The organism is Streptosporangium sp. NPDC051023 (assembly GCF_040689595.1).
In the GTDB taxonomy this organism is placed as follows: domain Bacteria; phylum Actinomycetota; class Actinomycetes; order Streptosporangiales; family Streptosporangiaceae; genus Streptosporangium.
The window spans coordinates 1-15,962 of sequence record NZ_JBFBCE010000138.1 but is presented as its reverse complement, the minus strand read 5'-3'; the positions used below and the strand labels follow the sequence as shown (position 1 = coordinate 15,962).

The window sequence follows — 15,962 nt, the reverse complement described above, 5'->3', positions numbered from 1 at the left end:
GCGTCTTGATTGAGGCAGCGGCGCCTGACCGCGCCACTCCCACCAGCCCAGCCGCCACCCGCGGCCGGGCACCCCAGCACACCGCCTCGCTCCCCAAGGAGGCCAGCATGACCAGCAAGACCACAACGACCACCCTCACCGACCTCCTCGACCGCGCCGGAGACAGCCGTACCGTCATGCGGCAGCTCGTCAACGCGGTCGCTGCCGCCCGTGGTCTCACACCGCCGTGGGACGTGCTGCCCGCCACCGGCCTGGAACCCCTCGGCGACCTCGCCGGGTGGGGCGTCGTCGAGCTGGGCGAGGCGCGGCTCCGCCTGGCAGCCAAGCGCGACCGCGAGAAGCACGGCATGGTCTACACGCCGCCGGAGGTCGCGGGTTTTCAGGTGCGGTCAGCGATGCAGTTGGCCCGCCTGGATCGCCTCGCGGGCAACCCCGGCGCGCTGCGGCACATCACCATCGTGGATCCCGCGTGCGGCCCTGGCCTCTACATCGTGCACGTGGCGCGGCACCTGGCCCGCTGGTACGCCGCCCAGCTTGCCGGGGTCGAGCCTGCGGACTGGATGGTCCGCATGGTCCTGCCGCTGGTGATGGTCGAGTGCCTGTACGGCATCGACCTGGATGAGGTGGCGGTGGACCTGGCCAGGTCGGTGTGCTGGCTGGAGATCGGCGGTGTTGAGCCGATCACGTTCATGGACGACAACATCACGGTGGCCGACACGTTCGCCGAGGACCTCCCCGAGCGGGCGCCGAAGTTCACCGCCCGCTGGGACGCCGCTGGTGGCGCCGCGGTGGGGGTGTCTTGATGGCCCACCTGCAGCCTCGACCGCACCAGATCGCCGCACTGGACGCGCTCGACAAGGCGTGGGCCACCCACGACCGTGCGCAGCTGGTCATGGCCTGTGGCGTCGGCAAGACGCTGACCTGCCGATGGCACGCCGTGCAGACCGGTGCGGCCCGCACCCTCGTGCTGCTCCCCTCACTGATGCTCGTCGCTCAGACACTGCAGGAGTGGCGCCGTACTGGGCCGCCTTTCCGGGCCATCGTGGTGTGTTCCGATCCTGCTACCGCCACCGGCAAGGCTGAACGTGACGAGGAAAGCCGGAGCGAGGACCTGGCGGCGTTCTGGGTCCGCTCCCGCGCCAAGGTGACAACCTCCCCTGCCCAGGTCGCACGGTTCCTTGAGGACGAGCATCCTGACCGGCCGCAGGTGGTGTTCTCCACCTACCATTCCTGCCCGGTGGTGGAACGGGCGCAGCAGCTGGCCGGCATCGGCCCGTTCGATCTGATGATCTGTGACGAGGCGCACCGCCTCGCGGGCCTGCCCGCCGCAGCATTCCAGGTGCCGACCAACGGACGGCGCATCCGCGCCCACCGCCGTCTGTTCACCACGGCGACGCCGCAGATCGTGACCGGGCCGGACAGCGTCCTGTCGATGGACGATGAGGCGGTGTTCGGCCCGGTCGCTCACGCGTTCACTTTCGGGGAGGCGATCGACGCCCGCCTGCTGTGTGACTACCGGGTCGTAGTCGTCGGTCACCGGCCCGGCACCGGCCGGATCAGCGAGGCCCTCCCCGCGGTCCTGGTGAACGCGCTGAACCAGTTCGCCATCCGCCGGTTGATCACCTTCCACGGCCGTGTCGCCAAGGCGAAAGCGTTCGCCGACCTCATGGATGGAGTTCAGCTTGCCGACGGGCGACGCATCGGGGCCCGCCATGTCTCCGGCTACATGCCCGCCGACGAGCGCAGGCACGCACTGACCTGGCTCGGCCAAGACGCCCTACAACCGCGGCTGCTGAGCAACGCCCGATGCCTCACCGAGGGGGTGGACGTGCCGGCCGTCGACGGCATCATCTTCGCCGACCCGCACACCTCCCCGATCGCCATCACCCAGGCGATCGGCAGGGTCCTGCGCCCAGCCCCGGGCAAGACCGTCGGCACCATCATCGTGCCGGTCGCCCTCGACAGTGACGGGGACGACGACAGTACGCTGGCCAGCTCTACATTCGCCCACGTCTGGGCCGTGCTGCGGGCGCTGCGCGCCCACGACCCGAGGTTTGTCCGCGAGCTCGACACCGCGGCGCGGGAGGTCACTCCCCGCGGGCCGCGCTCGCTGGAGCGGGTCCACTTTCTGCTGCCCCAGGACATGGACCCGGCCGCGCTACTGGTGCGCGTGGTCCGCGAGTGCGGGCTGGCATGGGACCGGTTCTACGCGCTGCTGCAGGACTATGCCACCGACGGGACACGCTACGTCTCCGCCAACCTGGTCTGGAACGGCGAGCAACTCGGTAAATGGGCCTACCAGCAGCGCATCGCCCACAGCAAAGGCGTGCTCGACCCCGACCGGATCCGTCGGCTGGAGGCCGTTCCTGGCTGGGCATGGACCTGGTCCGCCTCCCAGTGGGACCGCACCTTCGCAAGACTGGCCGACCTGGCGCACGCACGCGGCAGCCTGGAGCAACCGGCCGACGCCCCCTCCATCTACGACGGTGCTAAGGCTGTTTCGGGTGAATCTCTGGGCTGCTGGGTCGCCAACCAATGTCAGCTCTACCGCGATGGCGTGCTCTCCCCAGAGGTGGCCGCCCGGCTTCAGAGCCTGCCCGGGTGGAGCTGGGACCGCGGACTACCTCCCGGCGACGTCGCACTGATCCAGGCTCTGCGACAGTTCTGCGAGTTCGAAAAGCACGCGGACGTCCCCGAGAACCACCGCGAGGACGACCTGCCGCTCGGCCGGTGGGTCCTGTCGGTACGGCGCCGCAACGTCACCGGCCACCTGCATCCGGCCCTGCCTGACGAGATCGCCGCCGCGACGCCGCGAGGCCACAAAGGCGAGCCGACTTTCCCATGGCGGATCGCCGAAACCCGGTGGCGGCTCGCGTTCTCCGCACTGTGCCAGTACGCCGAGCGGGAAGGGCACGCCGCCCCTCCCGGCTCCCACGAGGAAGCCCTGTCCGACATCGTCATCAAGCTCGGCCAGTGGGTCGCGCGGCAACGCTTCCTGTACCGCAGGCAGGAGTTGGACCCCGAATACGTGCGCCGCCTGGAGGCCATGCCTGGCTGGAGCTGGGCGGGGCCATGGGCCAGGAAGGACTTCGGTGAACCCCTCGACCTGGGAGGCCACCCGCACGGCACAGCGAAAGGCATCGCCGCCGGATGCCCCTGCGCCACATGCCTTCACGCCCGCCGGGCCGACGACCGTGAACGTCTGGCCGAACGGCGCCGCATCATTAACCCGGTGCCCGCATCCGCGGCCCGCCGTCACCTGCAGGCGCTCCGTCAGGCGGGCGTCAAGACGGTGACGATCGCCGCCACGTCAGGGGTGCCGCTCGGTGTCATCAAGAAAATCGACGCCGCCCAGCAGTCCATCAGCCGGTCGCACGAGGCTGCGCTCCTGGCCGCCACCGTGGACGCCTGTGCCCGGGCTCTCAGGGTGGGGAGCCGTGGTCGGCTCGTCCACCCCGACAACGAGACCATCGACGCCGGCCCCACCTGGGAGATCATCAACGGCCTGATCGCGCGCGGATTCGGCGTCGGCTGGATAGGCCGAGAGCTCGGCTACGCGAATGGTCTCAAGTTCCGCAAGGACGCGATCACGCGCCGGAATGCCGACCAGGTCGCCGACCTGGCCGGACGCGTTGGCGACCTGGTCGCGCCCGACCAGCGCCCCGTACCGCCACTGGCGGAACTTCTGGCCGGAGCGCTGTCTTGACCCGCCGCCAGCAGCCTCAGGGCCACGCGTATGACCCTCGGTGCATCGCCTGCACTGACCGCGTCCGGCTGACCGCGTGGCTGGCCGATCGGCGCGCCCTGGCCGGCGCCTACGCCGCGAAAGTGCGGGAGATCAGGGCCGCGGCCGAGGAGGCACGCAAGGCCCTGCTCGCCGTCCACCCAGACACCCCCGACGAGTGGAGGACGTTCGCCGACCGGCAGCAGGAGCACATCGGGATGTGCGCCATGGCCAACGTGTGGGCCGAGCGGGCGATTGAGATCCACGACCGCGCCGACCGGGTCGAGGCCGCACACCCCGCCCCTGCGGGCGACGCCGCCCACCAGGACGCCCTGTTCGACCTAACAGGAGGTGCGGCGTGACCGTGCCCGCTATCCGCCGTGCCCAGGTCTGGGGCCACAGAGCCGAACGCTCCCGCAGGTTTCTCGTCACTGACGTCACCGACACCACGGTCCGCGGCATGGACTACCGGGTCAAGGAGTCATGGACCCGCACGGCCGCCATCCCTGTCGACGACTTCCTCGCCCACTACCAACTGCTGGAAGACGTCCCCGCTCACCTGGTCGAGCGGAGGTCGGCGTGACCCCTCAACTCGCCACAGCCGCCCGCAACCTTCAAGCCCGCGCCGCACGCCTCCGCCAAGACCGGCCCGGCTACAGCGACCCGCTCGCCGACGCACTTTGGCAGCACTGCCACCGCGGCGACGACCACGGCTACATCTACGACGACCCACGCGCCATTGCCGCTCTTGTCCTCGAGCGGATCGCCGCTGACCTCCTCGACCAAGCGGAGGCGCTATGACCACGTCTTTCTCCGCCCTCCCCTTCTCGGGGAGGGACTCAAGAAGAGGAGGGGCAGGGGAAGCCGTGATGGACCCGGTCGCAATCGAACTGGCTCGTCTGTCCGCGGAGAACCGGATCATGCGGGTCGCCCTGGAGGAGATCGCCCATCGGACGATTCAGGCGCCTCTCAACCGGCTCGCTCACGCGGCGCTGGGACACCAGCCGAACCCGCAGACAACGCAACTCCTCGCCGAGATCGACCAGGACAGGAGGAGCGAGCTTTGACGCGGACCGCGAAGGAGGCCAAAGCGCTGGTCCGGGACGCCGAACGAACCGGGCTGAAGGTTGAGCAGCGCGGTGACCGCTGGCACATCACCAACCCGATCACCGACGCGCAGGTGTTCCTTCCGCTCATGGTGACCGGGCGAAGCGTGGCGAACTACCGGTCAGAGATCCGGCGCCTCGGCACGCCTCCCGCCCCGATGGTCGCCGCTACTCAACCCCCGCAGGGGCCCGAGGTGGCGATGCCCATCGAGGAGTTGCTGGAGCTCGCCGCAAAGCAAGGCGTCCGCGTCGAAGACCGCGGCGGGGTGCTGCGGGTGTCCTCGCCGATGGAGGCCGAACCGCTCGCCCGCTTGATCCGGGACCGCTCCGTTGAGGTCCTCGCCCATTTGAACCCCCCAGTTGAGGAGTCGCCCGTGCCGAAGATCAGCGAGATGGCCGCCGTCACCGGAAACCTTCCGGTCCGGGACGTAGCCGCCGACGCGCGCAGGCTCTGGCAGGTCGTGCGGGGCCTGGCCGCCACCCAGGACCATCCGCCAGGCCAGAACGCCGGAGCGGTCGGCGTCATCTGGCACGGGGCGCTGCTGCGAGTACTGAAGGAAGCCTTCTCCGACTGGGACACCGACTGGCGGCGGGATGTGTCCACCTACCTGGAGCGGACGAACCACATGAAGTGCCAATCCCGGTCGGCTTCGCCGCCGGTGTGGTGGGTGCGTGAGGAGTGGACCGACGGAGGACTGACCGTGACGAAGGTGCCCGCGAAGGCCCCGAAGCCTGCCGCGCCGGCGAAGCCGACACCACCACGAAAGGAAGCGCCCGCTGTGCCGGTCGAGGTGCCGGAGACAGCCGACCCGCTGGCCCTGCTCACCGCCGTGGCCAAACGCGTCTCCGACGCCGAGACCCGAGCCGACGAGGCCGAACTCATGGTCGCCACGCTGGAGGAGGAGTTGGAGCGGGTCCGCGGGGAGCGGGACGCCTACAAGGCGCAGGTCGAGCAGATCAACAACGCGTTCAAGGTGCTTGCCGGAGGTGCACAGTGACCTCCGCGCCAAGCCTCGGCCGCTTCATCCTTGCCTACGACGAGTTCCTCCAGCGAAGCGACCTCGCCGACCTGGCCCCGCTGATTCGTGGCGCCTTCCAGACCGCTGGCTACACATGGCTGCTGGATCAGAACGAGGCTGCGGCCGTTCAGGTCTATGAAGGGATGACCCAGGCAGCCGCAGCAGTCGGCGAGGGAGTGGTTAACCTTGCTCCCTCGCAGCATCCGGACTGGGTTCGGCTGGGCCTTCTCGCGGCCCTGATCACGTGGTGTTCTGGCAAGTCTGGGACGTGTACCCACGTTCCGAATCCAATGCGCCCCCAACCTGTGGCAGCCGCCGCGTGGAAGCCCAACCTCGTCGTATGCGATGCCTGCAGGCACCTGCTCTCCATACCGCGCGGTTCCGCGAAAGACCGCACCTGTGACGGCTGTGGCGTCATCACCGAAGGCATCGACCATGGCGACCCGATCTGGCCCGTCTCGGTCGCGCATGGGGGATTCGTCTACCTCGTAGGCGTGTGCGCGTCCTGTCGGTACTGGGAGGAGTAAGTGTTCTCAGGACTCAGCAGAAGAACCAGAAGCGGTGTTTCGCTTCCTTATAGGGGAGTAGATCAGCACCCGACCAGTAGATCTGATCTTGGTCGCAATGTCACGTATCAAGGTCTTTACGGTTCTGACGCCGATCGCCAAGCGTTCGGCAGTCGCAGCCTCGGACCAACCTTCGGCTATCAGAAGGAGAACCTGAAGCTCCATGGGGGAGAGCGCTTCTTCCTCCTTCGAAGAAAGCAACGAGCGCCCAGACAGGTTGTGGGCGACTTCGTTCCGTGCCCGCTTCAAGAGTTCCATCAGCTCCGGATCTTCGTCGAGGTCCTTGGGTCTAGCTTCCCCGGGCCTGGCTGGCAACTTGGCACCTGGCGCGCCTATGTACCAACGGATGAAGTCGCGGATCACTGTGGAGCGCTTCCGCTCGCCAGCGAGGCGACCGAACTCGATCCACAGCTCGTCCTCGACCCTGATAGGGCGCAGGGGCGTGCGGTTGTCGGTCACGTCGCACATCGTAACCCGTGTATATGCAGGCGGCTGAGTCGCGGTGTTGCTGGGTATATGCATGAGGTCTATGCTCGGGTATATACCCAGCAGGGTCAAGTTCCCTGCGAGGAAGGGCTTTGTGCACGTGAGACCGGAGGTCTATTCCGCATGCCCGAAATCGTTGGCTTCCCCAGCGTTGACCCGCACGACAAGTGCCGTCACAAGCACTACCGGATGACGTGCGAGCAGTTCGACGCCCTGCTGGTCGAAGCCGAAGGGTGCTGTCAGGTCTGCCGTCTGCCCGCCTCCCACAACTCCAAGCAGATGCTCTTCATTGACCACGAGGCATGGCGAGGGGACTGGGCGGTCCGCGGACTGCTGTGCAACACCTGCAACACGATCCTCGGCAAAGACCTTGAGGTGCCGCGCGACGAGGTGTTCGCCGCGTACCTGAAGAACTCTTGGTTCATCAGGATGCTCGCCACTTACGGCATCACCCCCGACCTGCCGCCCGAGCCGCCCATCGGATCGATCGTCGACTTCGGCGGTCGGCAGCCCCAGCGGATGCGAACCCGCAAGGGCTGGGAGCGGGTTATTCACGGCTACCCCTGGCATTCCCGGACGTGGCGGCAGCTCTACCGGTCGTACGGTCCGCACCGCCTCAACATCATCCGCGTCGGCGACGGCAAGCCGCTCAAGCAGAGGTCGAGGTATGGCCGTGCCTGATCGAAGACAGACCCCGCTCCCGACCTGACGAACCACTCACCAACTGGAGCACTGAACGTGGCGGGAAGCTTCGCCAAGATCTACAACCGGATCTGGGCAGACTCGGACTTCAGGTCACTGACCCGAGGTCAGCAGTGGCTCTACTTCACGCTGAGCAGTCAGCCGGAGCTGAACTTCGCCGGAGTGCTGACGACCACCGACCGGCGGCTGACCGGGTGCGCCGTCGACTTCACGGTGCCCGAGCTCCGCGCCGACCTGGCGGCGCTCCAGGCCCGCGGCTACGTCGTGGTCGACGAGGAGCACGACGAGATCCTCGTGCGCACCTACATGCGGGACGACGATGCGTGGCGGACACCGAACGTCCTGACGAACATCATTCGCACCGCAACGGTGGTCCGCTCGGAGAGGGTCCGGGCCGCGCTCGCCGAGGAGTTTGCTCTCCTGGACCTCGACGGTCTGGCGGGCAAGAAGGCCGAAGAGATGCGGGACTCCATCGCAAGGGTCATCGAGACCCTTACCCCGAAGGCTTCCGCAAGGGTCGTCACAACGGTTACGGCATGCATTGACGAACCCTTCCGGGAAGCCATCACGGAACCCTTGGCGGAACCCATCGGTCAACCCATGGCCGAACCCACCGTTGTTGTTGCTGTTGTAGGTGAGTCTGTTAAAGACCGTACTTCGGTTACGTCTCCTCAAGATCAGCCGACTCCTGCGGAGTCTGCCGCCTCCGGCGACGGTGTCTTGATCGAACTTCCGGCGTCGAAGACAAAGCGGCCCGAGCCGGGCTCGGACGCCGATCCCCTCTGGTGCCGTTTCTGGGCTGCCTACCCACGCAAGGTCAGCAAGCAGGAGGCCCGCACCAAGTGGGTGAAGGCTGTCCGTTCCGGCGTTGACGCCGAACTGATCATCGCTGGAGCTGAGCGCTACGCCGCCGAGATGACTCGCAAGCGCACGGCCAAGGACAAGATCAAGCACCCGGACGGCTGGCTCCACGGCCGACGCTGGGAAGACGAGGACGAGGGCGACTCCGGTGACGGCTACTGGAGCTTCAACGACGTCGAAGAGCACGCACCGGCGGAGTTCAACTCATGACCAACGACTTCCGGATGCTGCCCCACGACATCGAGGCCGAAAAGTCCGCCCTCGGTGCTGCGATGCTGACGCCTCACGCCGCGAACATCGTGTTCACCCAGCTCAGTGCCGATCACTTCTACCGGGTCAAGCACCGGCTGGTGTTCCGGGCGATCGTCGACCTGTACCGGAACGGCGAACCCGTGGACGTCGTCAGCGTCTGCGCTGAACTGGAGCAGACCGGTCAACTGAAGGACGCCGGGGACCAGATCTACATCAACGACCTGGCGGCGTTCGTGCCGACCGCGGCCAACATCGGCTTCTACGTCAACCGGGTCCGCGAGCTGGGCACCAAGCGCATCGCGATCGAAGAGCTGACACGCATCGCCGAGCACGGCTACGAGGAGATCAGCACCGCCGACGACCTCGTCTCCGCGACCGAGGACGCCATCACCCGCTTCCGCGCCATGGCCAACGACGGCGACGTCATCGAGGGCTTCTCCACGCTCGGCTCGTTCATCGACGAGTCCGACGAAGATCACGACTGGCTGATCCCCGGCGTGCTGGAGCGGATGGACCGCGTCATCGTCGTCGCCTCCGAAGGCGCGGGCAAGACCACCCTGGCTAGGCAGGTCGCCGTTCAACTCGCCGCCGGTGTCCACCCGTTTAGCCCTCACACGCGCATCCCGCCGATTCGGACGCTGTACATCGACCTGGAGAACCCGCCGCCGCTGGTCCGTCGCAAGATTCGCCACCTGGTCAACCTTGGCCGCGAGCACAGCGGCTGGGACGACGACCGGGCGTGGCGGTGGACCCGGCCCGGCGGCATCGACCTGCGCAAGCCTCACGACCAGCACCTCGTTGACCGGGTCATCGCCGAGTCCCGCGCCGAACTGGTGTGTATGGGCCCGTTGTATAAGGCGTTCAACGAGTCCGGCGAAAAGCCCGAGACCATCAACGGCCAGGTCGCCCGAGTTCTCGACGGCTACCGGGAACGGCACAGCATCGCCCTGTGGCTGGAGACCCACGCCCCGATGGAGCAGCAAGGCCACCGCTCCCTGCGTCCCATGGGGTCCGGTGTCTGGTCACGCTGGCCCGAGTTCGGCCTGGCGATGCGCAAGTCCAAGGACAACCCGAATCGGGTGCACCTGGAGCGGTTCCGCGGCGACCGAGACGAACGCGCCTGGCCCCACCACCTTGAGCGGTCCAGCCCCTGGCCATGGGCCGCCCGCTGGGACGGCGGGTTCCCCGTCGAGGAGGCGACCTCCGCATGACCATCCCGCCCCCCGAGAGGAGTCCCATGCCCCCCGACGCTGGCGCCGTGCGCGCCGCCCGCGCGCTGAGGAACTACTACCTGCGGGCCATCGAGGAGCGCGACCTGAAAGCGCTGATCGACAACCTCGCCGACTGGATGAGCATCGACCTCGATGTCAGGGCCGCCGTGCTGTCCGCCGAAAGGGAGATCTCATGAACATCAAGCCGATCGAGACCCACTACGCAGGGTGCCGCTTCAGGTCCCGCCTAGAGGCTAGGTGGGCGGTGCTGTTCGACCAGGTCGGTGCCCGCTGGGAGTACGAGCCGCAGGGTTTCGTCATCGACGGGCGGCCCTACCTGCCGGACTTCCTTCTCCCCGACTGCGGCACGTGGGTCGAGGTGAAGGGCTGCGAAGACGACCTCGACCACCGGCTGATGCTTGCCGCCGCCGCGCACCTTCCCGGGCAGGTCGGCCGAGGGAAACCGGGCCCGCGACTTCTGATCCTCGGATCCATTCCGGAGCCGTCAGACAGGGGCGACTGGGGCTGGTTGGGCATCAGCCCGTTCGACATGGGAGACGGCGACGTCGAGGTCTTCGGCGACTGGTGGGGCTTCGGCAGCTACAGCAAGAAGCTTCGACCGTGGCGCTTGCGCGACACCAGCACTGCGACGCCTGAGCACGTAGAGGACGGGACTTGGTTGTCCCCGGTCCTCGATGAAGGGGAGCAAGGCGTGCCCCACGCCTACCGCGCCGCCCGTTCGGCCCGCTTTGAGCATGGCGAACGCCCGTGACCGCCCTGGATCGGCTGCTGTCGCAGCCGGGACCACCGGACCCCACCCCTACCGAGATCGACTCGAAGGAGCTTTGATCAATGGCTGACAAGTCCAAGATCCAGTGGACGGAGTCGACGTGGAACGTCATCACCGGCTGCACCAAGATCTCCGACGGCTGCCTGAACTGCTACATCACCGGAACGCCGCCGTTCCGGATGGCGGGCCGCAAGTTCGACGGGCCCGGCATTGGCGCCACGACCGGTGTGACGCTGCACCCGGACCGGCTGGAGACGCCGCTGCGCTGGAAGAAGCCGCGCATGGTGTTCGTCAACAGCCTCGCCGATCTGTTCCACGAGGACGTGCCGGACGGCTTTATCGCCCAGGTGTGGGACGTGATGGCGCGCTGCCCACAGCACACTTTCCAGATCCTCACCAAGAGGCACGCCAGGATGCGTTCCCTGCTGCGGAAGTGGAGCCCGATCACCGGCGCGACGCCGTGGGTCCACACCGGCCCGTGGCCGCTGCCCAATGTCTGGCTCGGTGTCTCGGTGGAGTCGCAGCAGTGGGCCATCGCCCGCGTCCCCGCCCTCTTGGAGACCCCCGCCGCCGTCCGCTGGATCAGCGCCGAGCCGCTGCTCGGCCCGGTGCTCCTCCACGACGACTGGATCGGAGCCGACCCCTTCCGGAGGGATGAGCCCTCGCTGGACTGGGTCGTCTGTGGAGGCGAGTCCGGACCGGGTGCCCGCCTGATGGATCTCGAGTGGTCGCGCTCCCTGGTCCGGCAGTGCCGGGACGCTAAGACCGCGGTGTTCGTCAAGCAGCTCGGCTCCGTGTGGGCCAAGGACATCCACGTGGGTGGCCGGTCTCTCGCCGCTCAGGGTGACCGCAAGGGCGGCGACTGGACGCACTGGCCGGTGGATCTCCGGGCTCGGGAGTTCCCCGAGACGCGGCCCGCCGAGGTGACCACGTGACGCGCCGTCCTCGCCAATACGGGTTGTGCTCGACCTGCAAGCGCGTCTACGGCCTCACGAAGGACGGGCGCACGCTCCGGCACTTCGGCATCAGCCCCGCCGGATTCGGAACCGACCAGCCCTGTGAGGGATGGGGCAAGCCCGCGGAGGCTCCCGCTCCCGCCACTCAGGACCGACACGAAGGAGCCCCGATGACCGCCGACGACTGGAACAGGCTCTTCCCGATCGGTACGCCGGTCCTGGCGTGGCCGGGCGTCCGCGACGCCGAGCCGATGAGGACCCAGACCCGCACCCCGGCGTGGACGCTCGGCCATGGCGCCCCGGTGGTGAGCGTCGAGGGCTACCCGGGCGGTATCGCCCTCACCCACATCGAGCCTGTCCGCCCTCAGGGCGGGGAGACCGAGGCTCCGGGCTGATGCACCTCCACCGGTGGGAGGTCGTCGAGCGCATCGGTCGCGTGGTCACCCAGTGGTGCCGGGTGTGCGACAAGACCCGCGTGAGGGTCGGGTGACCGGAGGGGCTGGAGAGGCCCAAAAGGCCGCCCAGCGTCAACGCTCACGGGTGTAGGCGGGTTTCGGGTCCACGACTGAGGGGCGAGAAAGCTGATCTTGTCTCGGACCTCTACAGCCCTCAGGGGGAACTGGGGTTCCCTTTCTCGATCTTGATGGGAACTCCAGAACGAATAACAACGGCGAAAGGACCGCAAATGGGACACGGAAGGGGAGGTTCCCGATGACCATCACCCTCGACACCGCCCACAGCAGCCAGACGTTCCCCGCTGACGGATCCTGCGCCGATCAGCCCGATCTCATGACCCCCGACGTGCGCAACACCCGCGCGGTGGAAACCGCAGTCGAGACGTGCCTGTCCTGCCCCGCCTACCTGCAGTGCCTGGCATGGATCACCAACATGCCCCGTACCCAGGACCCCGGCGGCATCATCGCCGCCCTCACCGAGGCCGAACGCATCGAGCAGTTCGGCCCCACCCAAGGCCCGGAGGTTGCCTCGGAGTTGGGGGCGCGGCTATGTACCCGCTGCAACGAGCTCAGGAGCCCGGAGCAGTTCTACGCATCCTCACCACGCTGGTGCATCCCATGCCGACAGACCTACTCTCGCGCCCGCTACCAGCCCAAACCCAAGCTGCAGACCATGCGCGACGTTTCATCCGATGGCACTCCCAAGCACTGCTCCGACTGCCACCAGCACAAGCCGATCACGGACTTTGCCCGCAACAAGTCTCACCGCGACGGCAGGGACAACCTCTGCAAGTCCTGCCAGAAGATCCGCCGCCAGGACCGCGCACGACGTGCCCAAGCCCCTCAGGCGGTGGCGCGATGACGTCTGAAGAGGCCGCCTGGGTGCGCGCCCACGTGTGGACGCCCCGAATGCGCAGGCTCCACAACGTCATCTGGCCTGGCTACTACACGACGTGCGCGTGCCAGAAGGGCCGGTGCCACCACTGCAAACTCGGCGACCACGAGCGATGCCAGCCCGCCGGACCGTACCTCTCCCCCGAGGGGATGATCTGCGACCGCACCGGCATGGATTTCGTCGCCTTCGCCGAGCCGTACAAGCACCGAACCATCTGCGGCGCCCCGCGCCCCACAGCGGTCGCTCAGGTGTGGCTGGCCGACCGGGTGTGCCGATGGGTGTGCTCGTGCGACTGCGGACGATCACAGGCGGGCACCGCACGCGCCCCAGAGCTGAAGCCGTCCCAGCCGACTCGCTACGCCGCCGAGCAGCTCGACCTCCTCGCCCTCTGACCTTCGCCCGCCCTCGGTTGAGGGCGGGCCTCACCCCGAAAGGACAAGATCACCCGTGGCTGATCAGCCTGACTACGAGAAGACCTACAACGAATTCTGGAAAGAGATCGTCGAGCACCCCGACGGCACCCTCGACCGCGACCAGCTCATGCGAGAACTCGCCGACTACCGCATGGTGCTGCGCGAGGTCGGCCTCGTCTACGACCACATCACCGGAGGCCGGATCTCCAAGCCGAACACGCTGGCCACCGCTGTGATGGCTGTCGCTGACGACCGCGTGGAAGAGATCGTCGCGGAGGCGCTCGCCGAGCGAGTCGGGGAGACGTTGTGATCCCCAGCGGAATGTTCGGCTCCTCGCGGGCCATGGTGCAGCACCTCCGCGACCTGGTCGACACCACACCTCCCCAGGAACCAGCCGTCCGGTACGCCCTGCCGTCCTGGCCCTTCACCGTCCTCGACGTCGCCCACGAGGACGAGACCTTGGAGCGCCTCGCTTGCCTGACTGCCGTGTGCGCATCCCCTTGGGATGCCGCCTGCGAGGCGTTCGGAGGGCAGCCGACGGGTCAGGACCGGTTCGCCCAGGAGCGTCGCTGGCGGATCTTCAAGACCACCTACCACCGCCGCGGGAGGAACCGCCGTGGCTGACATTCCCGACGCCGTTTTCCGAGCCGCTGCTCGGCGGATGAATGAGGCCTTTGCCGAGGAGTACGGCTATCGGCCGTCTGCCGACCTGGAAGCGCGTCTCGTTGGCGCTGCCCTCGAAGACGCGGTCCCGCTCATCGTCGAGCAGGCCCGCCGCCGGACCGCTGAGGAGATCGCCGCCGCCATCACCGACCGCCGCTGCACCTTCCGAGCGTGCAACGCCTGCCTGTGCCGCCGAGAAGACGCCCGTGCCGCCCTGGACGCCGCCGCTCCGCGGGCTCCGCTCGCCTCCTTGGACGAACTCCGCGGGGAGGGCGTCACCGAGAAGGACGCGGAGGCTCTACGCGCCCACCACAGCGACCAGCGCGACGAAGCCGAGGAAGCCCTCGAAGCCCGTCAGGCCGCACTCACCCGCGTCGTCACCCTCATCCGGGACCTGCGTCCCGGCTACACGCCAGACGAGATCGCTGAAGCCATCCTCGGCCCCGGAGACTACAAACCAGGCGCTGCCCTGGCTGCTCTCGCCGACAGCTTCCCGGGTGCAGACGGGTGACCCTGCTCGGCCTCGGCGACGACTCCGTCCCGGAGACGCCCAAAGGCACGCCTCGCACCGTCCAGTGCGAGGCGTGCCACCGCCGCCTCACAGACCCGAAGTCCATCGCGCTGAAGCACGGCGAGAAATGCGCGAAGGACCGCGGCCTCATCGCGGGGCCACGCCTTGTACGGCTGGCCCGGGTCCGTGCCGGCGGGCATGTGCCGGGGCAAGAGGACCTCTGGGCCGAGGAGGCGGGGTGAGTTACTCCTCAGCCGATGGAGCTTTCGTCCGCTGGAGCCACGCAAGGACGTCAGGCCAGTACCAAACAGGTGCGCCGTTCATGGTGACGGGCTGGTCGTCTGAGCCGGTGAGAGGGGCGGGCATCGCTTCTTCGCGCGGTCGTCGTGAGGGGCGGCCGGCTTTCTCCCACTCTTCTCGGCGGAAGTTCCATTGGCCGACGCCTTTGCGGGTGGTGGTCACTCCGTACTCGGCGGCGCGTGCTGCGATCTCGGGTGCTCCGACGATGTCGCTGGGGTCGAGCAGTTTGGGGTGGGTGCGGGGTCGTGACGGCATGGAGGAAGCGTATACCGGCGTCGGTTACAGAGTAATAACGGCTTCGATTGTTGAGGAAAAATGGCTTCATCTCTTGAGTCCATATGGGTAGAGTGAGGATCACAAGAACGGCACAGCCAAGGGAGAACGAAATGACCGCCACCGCCACCGCCACCCCTCGCACCAGCCTCACCGCCCTGCTCGCCTCCGCCCGCCCCAACCGGCTCGTCGCGAAGCTCGCCGCTGACGCGAAGGCTGACCGCCTCGCCAAGGCCGACCGCGCCGCCCGCCTCGCGGTCGCCCTCCTCTCCGAGGGCAACACCGAGACCGCCGCCCTCCTGCTCCAGGACGCCACCCGCCTCGCCGCCGCTTGACCATCGCGATCGGGGCTCCCCCGGGAGCCCCATCCGCACTGACCGGATGACCTGCAAGACGCTCCCCTCAGAGCGGCTTGCAGGCCACCCGACCAGACCGCCCCGAACGAACGATCGGAGAACACCGATGAGCGCCACCATCGTCCCCGCCGAGCGCGTCCGCCCCGGCATCGCCGTCCAGCGCGTCAACGTCTTCCAGGACGGCGTGTTCATCCGCCAGATGCGCTCCCCCGGCACGATCGAGCAGGCGCGGGCGTACGCCGCCGTCCTCCCCCTGGGCGACACACACCCGGACTACCTGACCCTGTTCGCCGCCTACCTCGCCACGAAGACTCCCGCCGTCTGACCCACCCCGGCCCGGGGGAGACCCCGGGCACCCCCCACCCCTGACCCGCCCAAGCCCCTGGAGATGGACATGACCGCCGAGCCCCGCACCGCCGTCGA

At 67.9% G+C, this 15,962-nt stretch carries 23 protein-coding genes and 1 pseudogene; 23 read left to right on the top strand and 1 reads right to left on the bottom strand.

Going from position 1 to position 15,962, the window contains the following annotated elements; translation table 11 throughout:
* The 8 genes and pseudogenes from AB0395_RS45480 to AB0395_RS45445 form a co-directional block, all read left to right on the top strand.
* Positions 1-803 (top strand): annotated as a pseudogene (locus tag AB0395_RS45480) (hypothetical protein); the annotation flags it as partial.
* Positions 803-3,706, top strand: coding sequence for a Helicase associated domain protein (locus tag AB0395_RS45475; protein WP_366293730.1), 2,904 nt, complete (start codon positions 803-805; stop codon positions 3,704-3,706). The pseudogene AB0395_RS45480 and the gene AB0395_RS45475, both read left to right, overlap by 1 nt.
* A complete protein-coding gene (locus tag AB0395_RS45470; protein WP_366293728.1) occupies positions 3,703-4,086 on the top strand; it encodes a hypothetical protein in 384 nt (127 codons plus the stop codon). Before AB0395_RS45475 ends, AB0395_RS45470 begins: the two co-directional genes overlap by 4 nt.
* Positions 4,083-4,307 (top strand): hypothetical protein, encoded by a 225-nt coding sequence (locus AB0395_RS45465; RefSeq protein ID WP_366293725.1) that lies wholly within the window; start codon positions 4,083-4,085, stop codon positions 4,305-4,307. The genes AB0395_RS45470 and AB0395_RS45465 overlap by 4 nt, the downstream gene beginning before the upstream one ends.
* Positions 4,304-4,525, top strand: a complete 222-nt coding sequence (locus AB0395_RS45460) for a hypothetical protein (protein WP_366293722.1) — start codon at positions 4,304-4,306, stop codon at positions 4,523-4,525. The genes AB0395_RS45465 and AB0395_RS45460 overlap by 4 nt, the downstream gene beginning before the upstream one ends.
* A 68-nt stretch (positions 4,526-4,593) precedes the next feature.
* The gene (locus AB0395_RS45455; RefSeq protein ID WP_366293719.1) at positions 4,594-4,791 is read left to right on the top strand and encodes a hypothetical protein; all 198 of its coding nucleotides are present in this window, start codon (positions 4,594-4,596) and stop codon (positions 4,789-4,791) included.
* A complete protein-coding gene (locus tag AB0395_RS45450; RefSeq protein ID WP_366293717.1) occupies positions 4,788-5,828 on the top strand; it encodes a hypothetical protein in 1,041 nt (346 codons plus the stop codon). Before AB0395_RS45455 ends, AB0395_RS45450 begins: the two co-directional genes overlap by 4 nt.
* A complete protein-coding gene (locus AB0395_RS45445) occupies positions 5,825-6,376 on the top strand; it encodes a hypothetical protein (RefSeq protein ID WP_366293714.1) in 552 nt (183 codons plus the stop codon). The genes AB0395_RS45450 and AB0395_RS45445 overlap by 4 nt, the downstream gene beginning before the upstream one ends.
* 6 nt (positions 6,377-6,382) lie before the next feature.
* On the opposite strand, the gene AB0395_RS45440 is transcribed toward AB0395_RS45445, so the two are convergent.
* Positions 6,383-6,874, bottom strand: a complete 492-nt coding sequence (locus AB0395_RS45440; protein WP_366293711.1) for a helix-turn-helix transcriptional regulator — start codon at positions 6,872-6,874, stop codon at positions 6,383-6,385.
* A 150-nt stretch (positions 6,875-7,024) separates the two neighbouring features.
* Here AB0395_RS45440 and AB0395_RS45435 point away from each other — a divergent pair, with 150 nt between their 5' ends.
* The 15 genes from AB0395_RS45435 (at position 7,025) to AB0395_RS45365 (ending at position 15,864) form a co-directional block, all read left to right on the top strand.
* Complete coding sequence (locus AB0395_RS45435; protein ID WP_366293709.1) at positions 7,025-7,582, top strand: endonuclease domain-containing protein; 558 nt, start codon at positions 7,025-7,027, stop codon at positions 7,580-7,582.
* A gap of 57 nt (positions 7,583-7,639) precedes the next feature.
* Positions 7,640-8,674, top strand: coding sequence for a hypothetical protein (locus tag AB0395_RS45430; RefSeq protein ID WP_366293706.1), 1,035 nt, complete (start codon positions 7,640-7,642; stop codon positions 8,672-8,674).
* Positions 8,671-9,927, top strand: a complete 1,257-nt coding sequence (locus tag AB0395_RS45425; protein WP_366293704.1) for a DnaB-like helicase N-terminal domain-containing protein — start codon at positions 8,671-8,673, stop codon at positions 9,925-9,927. Before AB0395_RS45430 ends, AB0395_RS45425 begins: the two co-directional genes overlap by 4 nt.
* A 26-nt stretch (positions 9,928-9,953) precedes the next feature.
* A complete protein-coding gene (locus tag AB0395_RS45420) occupies positions 9,954-10,124 on the top strand; it encodes a hypothetical protein (protein WP_366293701.1) in 171 nt (56 codons plus the stop codon).
* Complete coding sequence (locus AB0395_RS45415; RefSeq protein WP_366293698.1) at positions 10,121-10,699, top strand: hypothetical protein; 579 nt, start codon at positions 10,121-10,123, stop codon at positions 10,697-10,699. The genes AB0395_RS45420 and AB0395_RS45415 overlap by 4 nt, the downstream gene beginning before the upstream one ends.
* Positions 10,700-10,779: 80 nt before the next feature.
* The gene (locus tag AB0395_RS45410; protein ID WP_366293695.1) at positions 10,780-11,652 is read left to right on the top strand and encodes a phage Gp37/Gp68 family protein; all 873 of its coding nucleotides are present in this window, start codon (positions 10,780-10,782) and stop codon (positions 11,650-11,652) included.
* Complete coding sequence (locus AB0395_RS45405) at positions 11,649-12,068, top strand: hypothetical protein (RefSeq protein ID WP_366293692.1); 420 nt, start codon at positions 11,649-11,651, stop codon at positions 12,066-12,068. Before AB0395_RS45410 ends, AB0395_RS45405 begins: the two co-directional genes overlap by 4 nt.
* 316 nt (positions 12,069-12,384) lie before the next feature.
* The gene (locus AB0395_RS45400) at positions 12,385-12,990 is read left to right on the top strand and encodes a WhiB family transcriptional regulator (protein WP_366293689.1); all 606 of its coding nucleotides are present in this window, start codon (positions 12,385-12,387) and stop codon (positions 12,988-12,990) included.
* Complete coding sequence (locus AB0395_RS45395) at positions 12,987-13,415, top strand: DUF6248 family natural product biosynthesis protein (RefSeq protein ID WP_366293687.1); 429 nt, start codon at positions 12,987-12,989, stop codon at positions 13,413-13,415. The genes AB0395_RS45400 and AB0395_RS45395 overlap by 4 nt, the downstream gene beginning before the upstream one ends.
* Before the next feature lie 55 nt (positions 13,416-13,470).
* Complete coding sequence (locus AB0395_RS45390) at positions 13,471-13,746, top strand: hypothetical protein (protein ID WP_366293684.1); 276 nt, start codon at positions 13,471-13,473, stop codon at positions 13,744-13,746.
* Positions 13,743-14,060, top strand: a complete 318-nt coding sequence (locus AB0395_RS45385) for a hypothetical protein (protein ID WP_366293681.1) — start codon at positions 13,743-13,745, stop codon at positions 14,058-14,060. The genes AB0395_RS45390 and AB0395_RS45385 overlap by 4 nt, the downstream gene beginning before the upstream one ends.
* 37 nt (positions 14,061-14,097) lie before the next feature.
* Complete coding sequence (locus AB0395_RS45380) at positions 14,098-14,610, top strand: hypothetical protein (protein ID WP_366293678.1); 513 nt, start codon at positions 14,098-14,100, stop codon at positions 14,608-14,610.
* Positions 14,607-14,852, top strand: a complete 246-nt coding sequence (locus tag AB0395_RS45375; RefSeq protein ID WP_366293675.1) for a DUF6011 domain-containing protein — start codon at positions 14,607-14,609, stop codon at positions 14,850-14,852. Before AB0395_RS45380 ends, AB0395_RS45375 begins: the two co-directional genes overlap by 4 nt.
* Positions 14,853-15,296: 444 nt before the next feature.
* Entirely contained in the window at positions 15,297-15,518 is a 222-nt protein-coding gene (locus tag AB0395_RS45370; RefSeq protein WP_366293672.1) for a hypothetical protein, read from the top strand.
* Positions 15,519-15,645: 127 nt separating this feature from the next.
* Positions 15,646-15,864 carry a hypothetical protein gene (locus AB0395_RS45365; protein ID WP_366293670.1) on the top strand — a complete coding sequence of 73 codons (219 nt, stop codon included), beginning with the start codon at positions 15,646-15,648 and terminating at the stop codon, positions 15,862-15,864.
* Positions 15,865-15,962 lie beyond the last annotated feature (98 nt).

Coding starts and splice junctions, on each gene's coding strand:
- AB0395_RS45475 (WP_366293730.1), top strand. CDS start 803: ATGGCCCACCTGCAGCCTCGACCGCACCAGATCGCCGCACTGGACGCG.
- AB0395_RS45455 (WP_366293719.1), top strand. CDS start 4,594: ATGGACCCGGTCGCAATCGAACTGGCTCGTCTGTCCGCGGAGAACCGG.
- AB0395_RS45435 (WP_366293709.1), top strand. CDS start 7,025: ATGCCCGAAATCGTTGGCTTCCCCAGCGTTGACCCGCACGACAAGTGC.
- AB0395_RS45425 (WP_366293704.1), top strand. CDS start 8,671: ATGACCAACGACTTCCGGATGCTGCCCCACGACATCGAGGCCGAAAAG.
- AB0395_RS45420 (WP_366293701.1), top strand. CDS start 9,954: ATGCCCCCCGACGCTGGCGCCGTGCGCGCCGCCCGCGCGCTGAGGAAC.
- AB0395_RS45415 (WP_366293698.1), top strand. CDS start 10,121: ATGAACATCAAGCCGATCGAGACCCACTACGCAGGGTGCCGCTTCAGG.
- AB0395_RS45410 (WP_366293695.1), top strand. CDS start 10,780: ATGGCTGACAAGTCCAAGATCCAGTGGACGGAGTCGACGTGGAACGTC.
- AB0395_RS45400 (WP_366293689.1), top strand. CDS start 12,385: ATGACCATCACCCTCGACACCGCCCACAGCAGCCAGACGTTCCCCGCT.
- AB0395_RS45395 (WP_366293687.1), top strand. CDS start 12,987: ATGACGTCTGAAGAGGCCGCCTGGGTGCGCGCCCACGTGTGGACGCCC.
- AB0395_RS45380 (WP_366293678.1), top strand. CDS start 14,098: ATGAATGAGGCCTTTGCCGAGGAGTACGGCTATCGGCCGTCTGCCGAC.
- AB0395_RS45370 (WP_366293672.1), top strand. CDS start 15,297: ATGACCGCCACCGCCACCGCCACCCCTCGCACCAGCCTCACCGCCCTG.
- AB0395_RS45365 (WP_366293670.1), top strand. CDS start 15,646: ATGAGCGCCACCATCGTCCCCGCCGAGCGCGTCCGCCCCGGCATCGCC.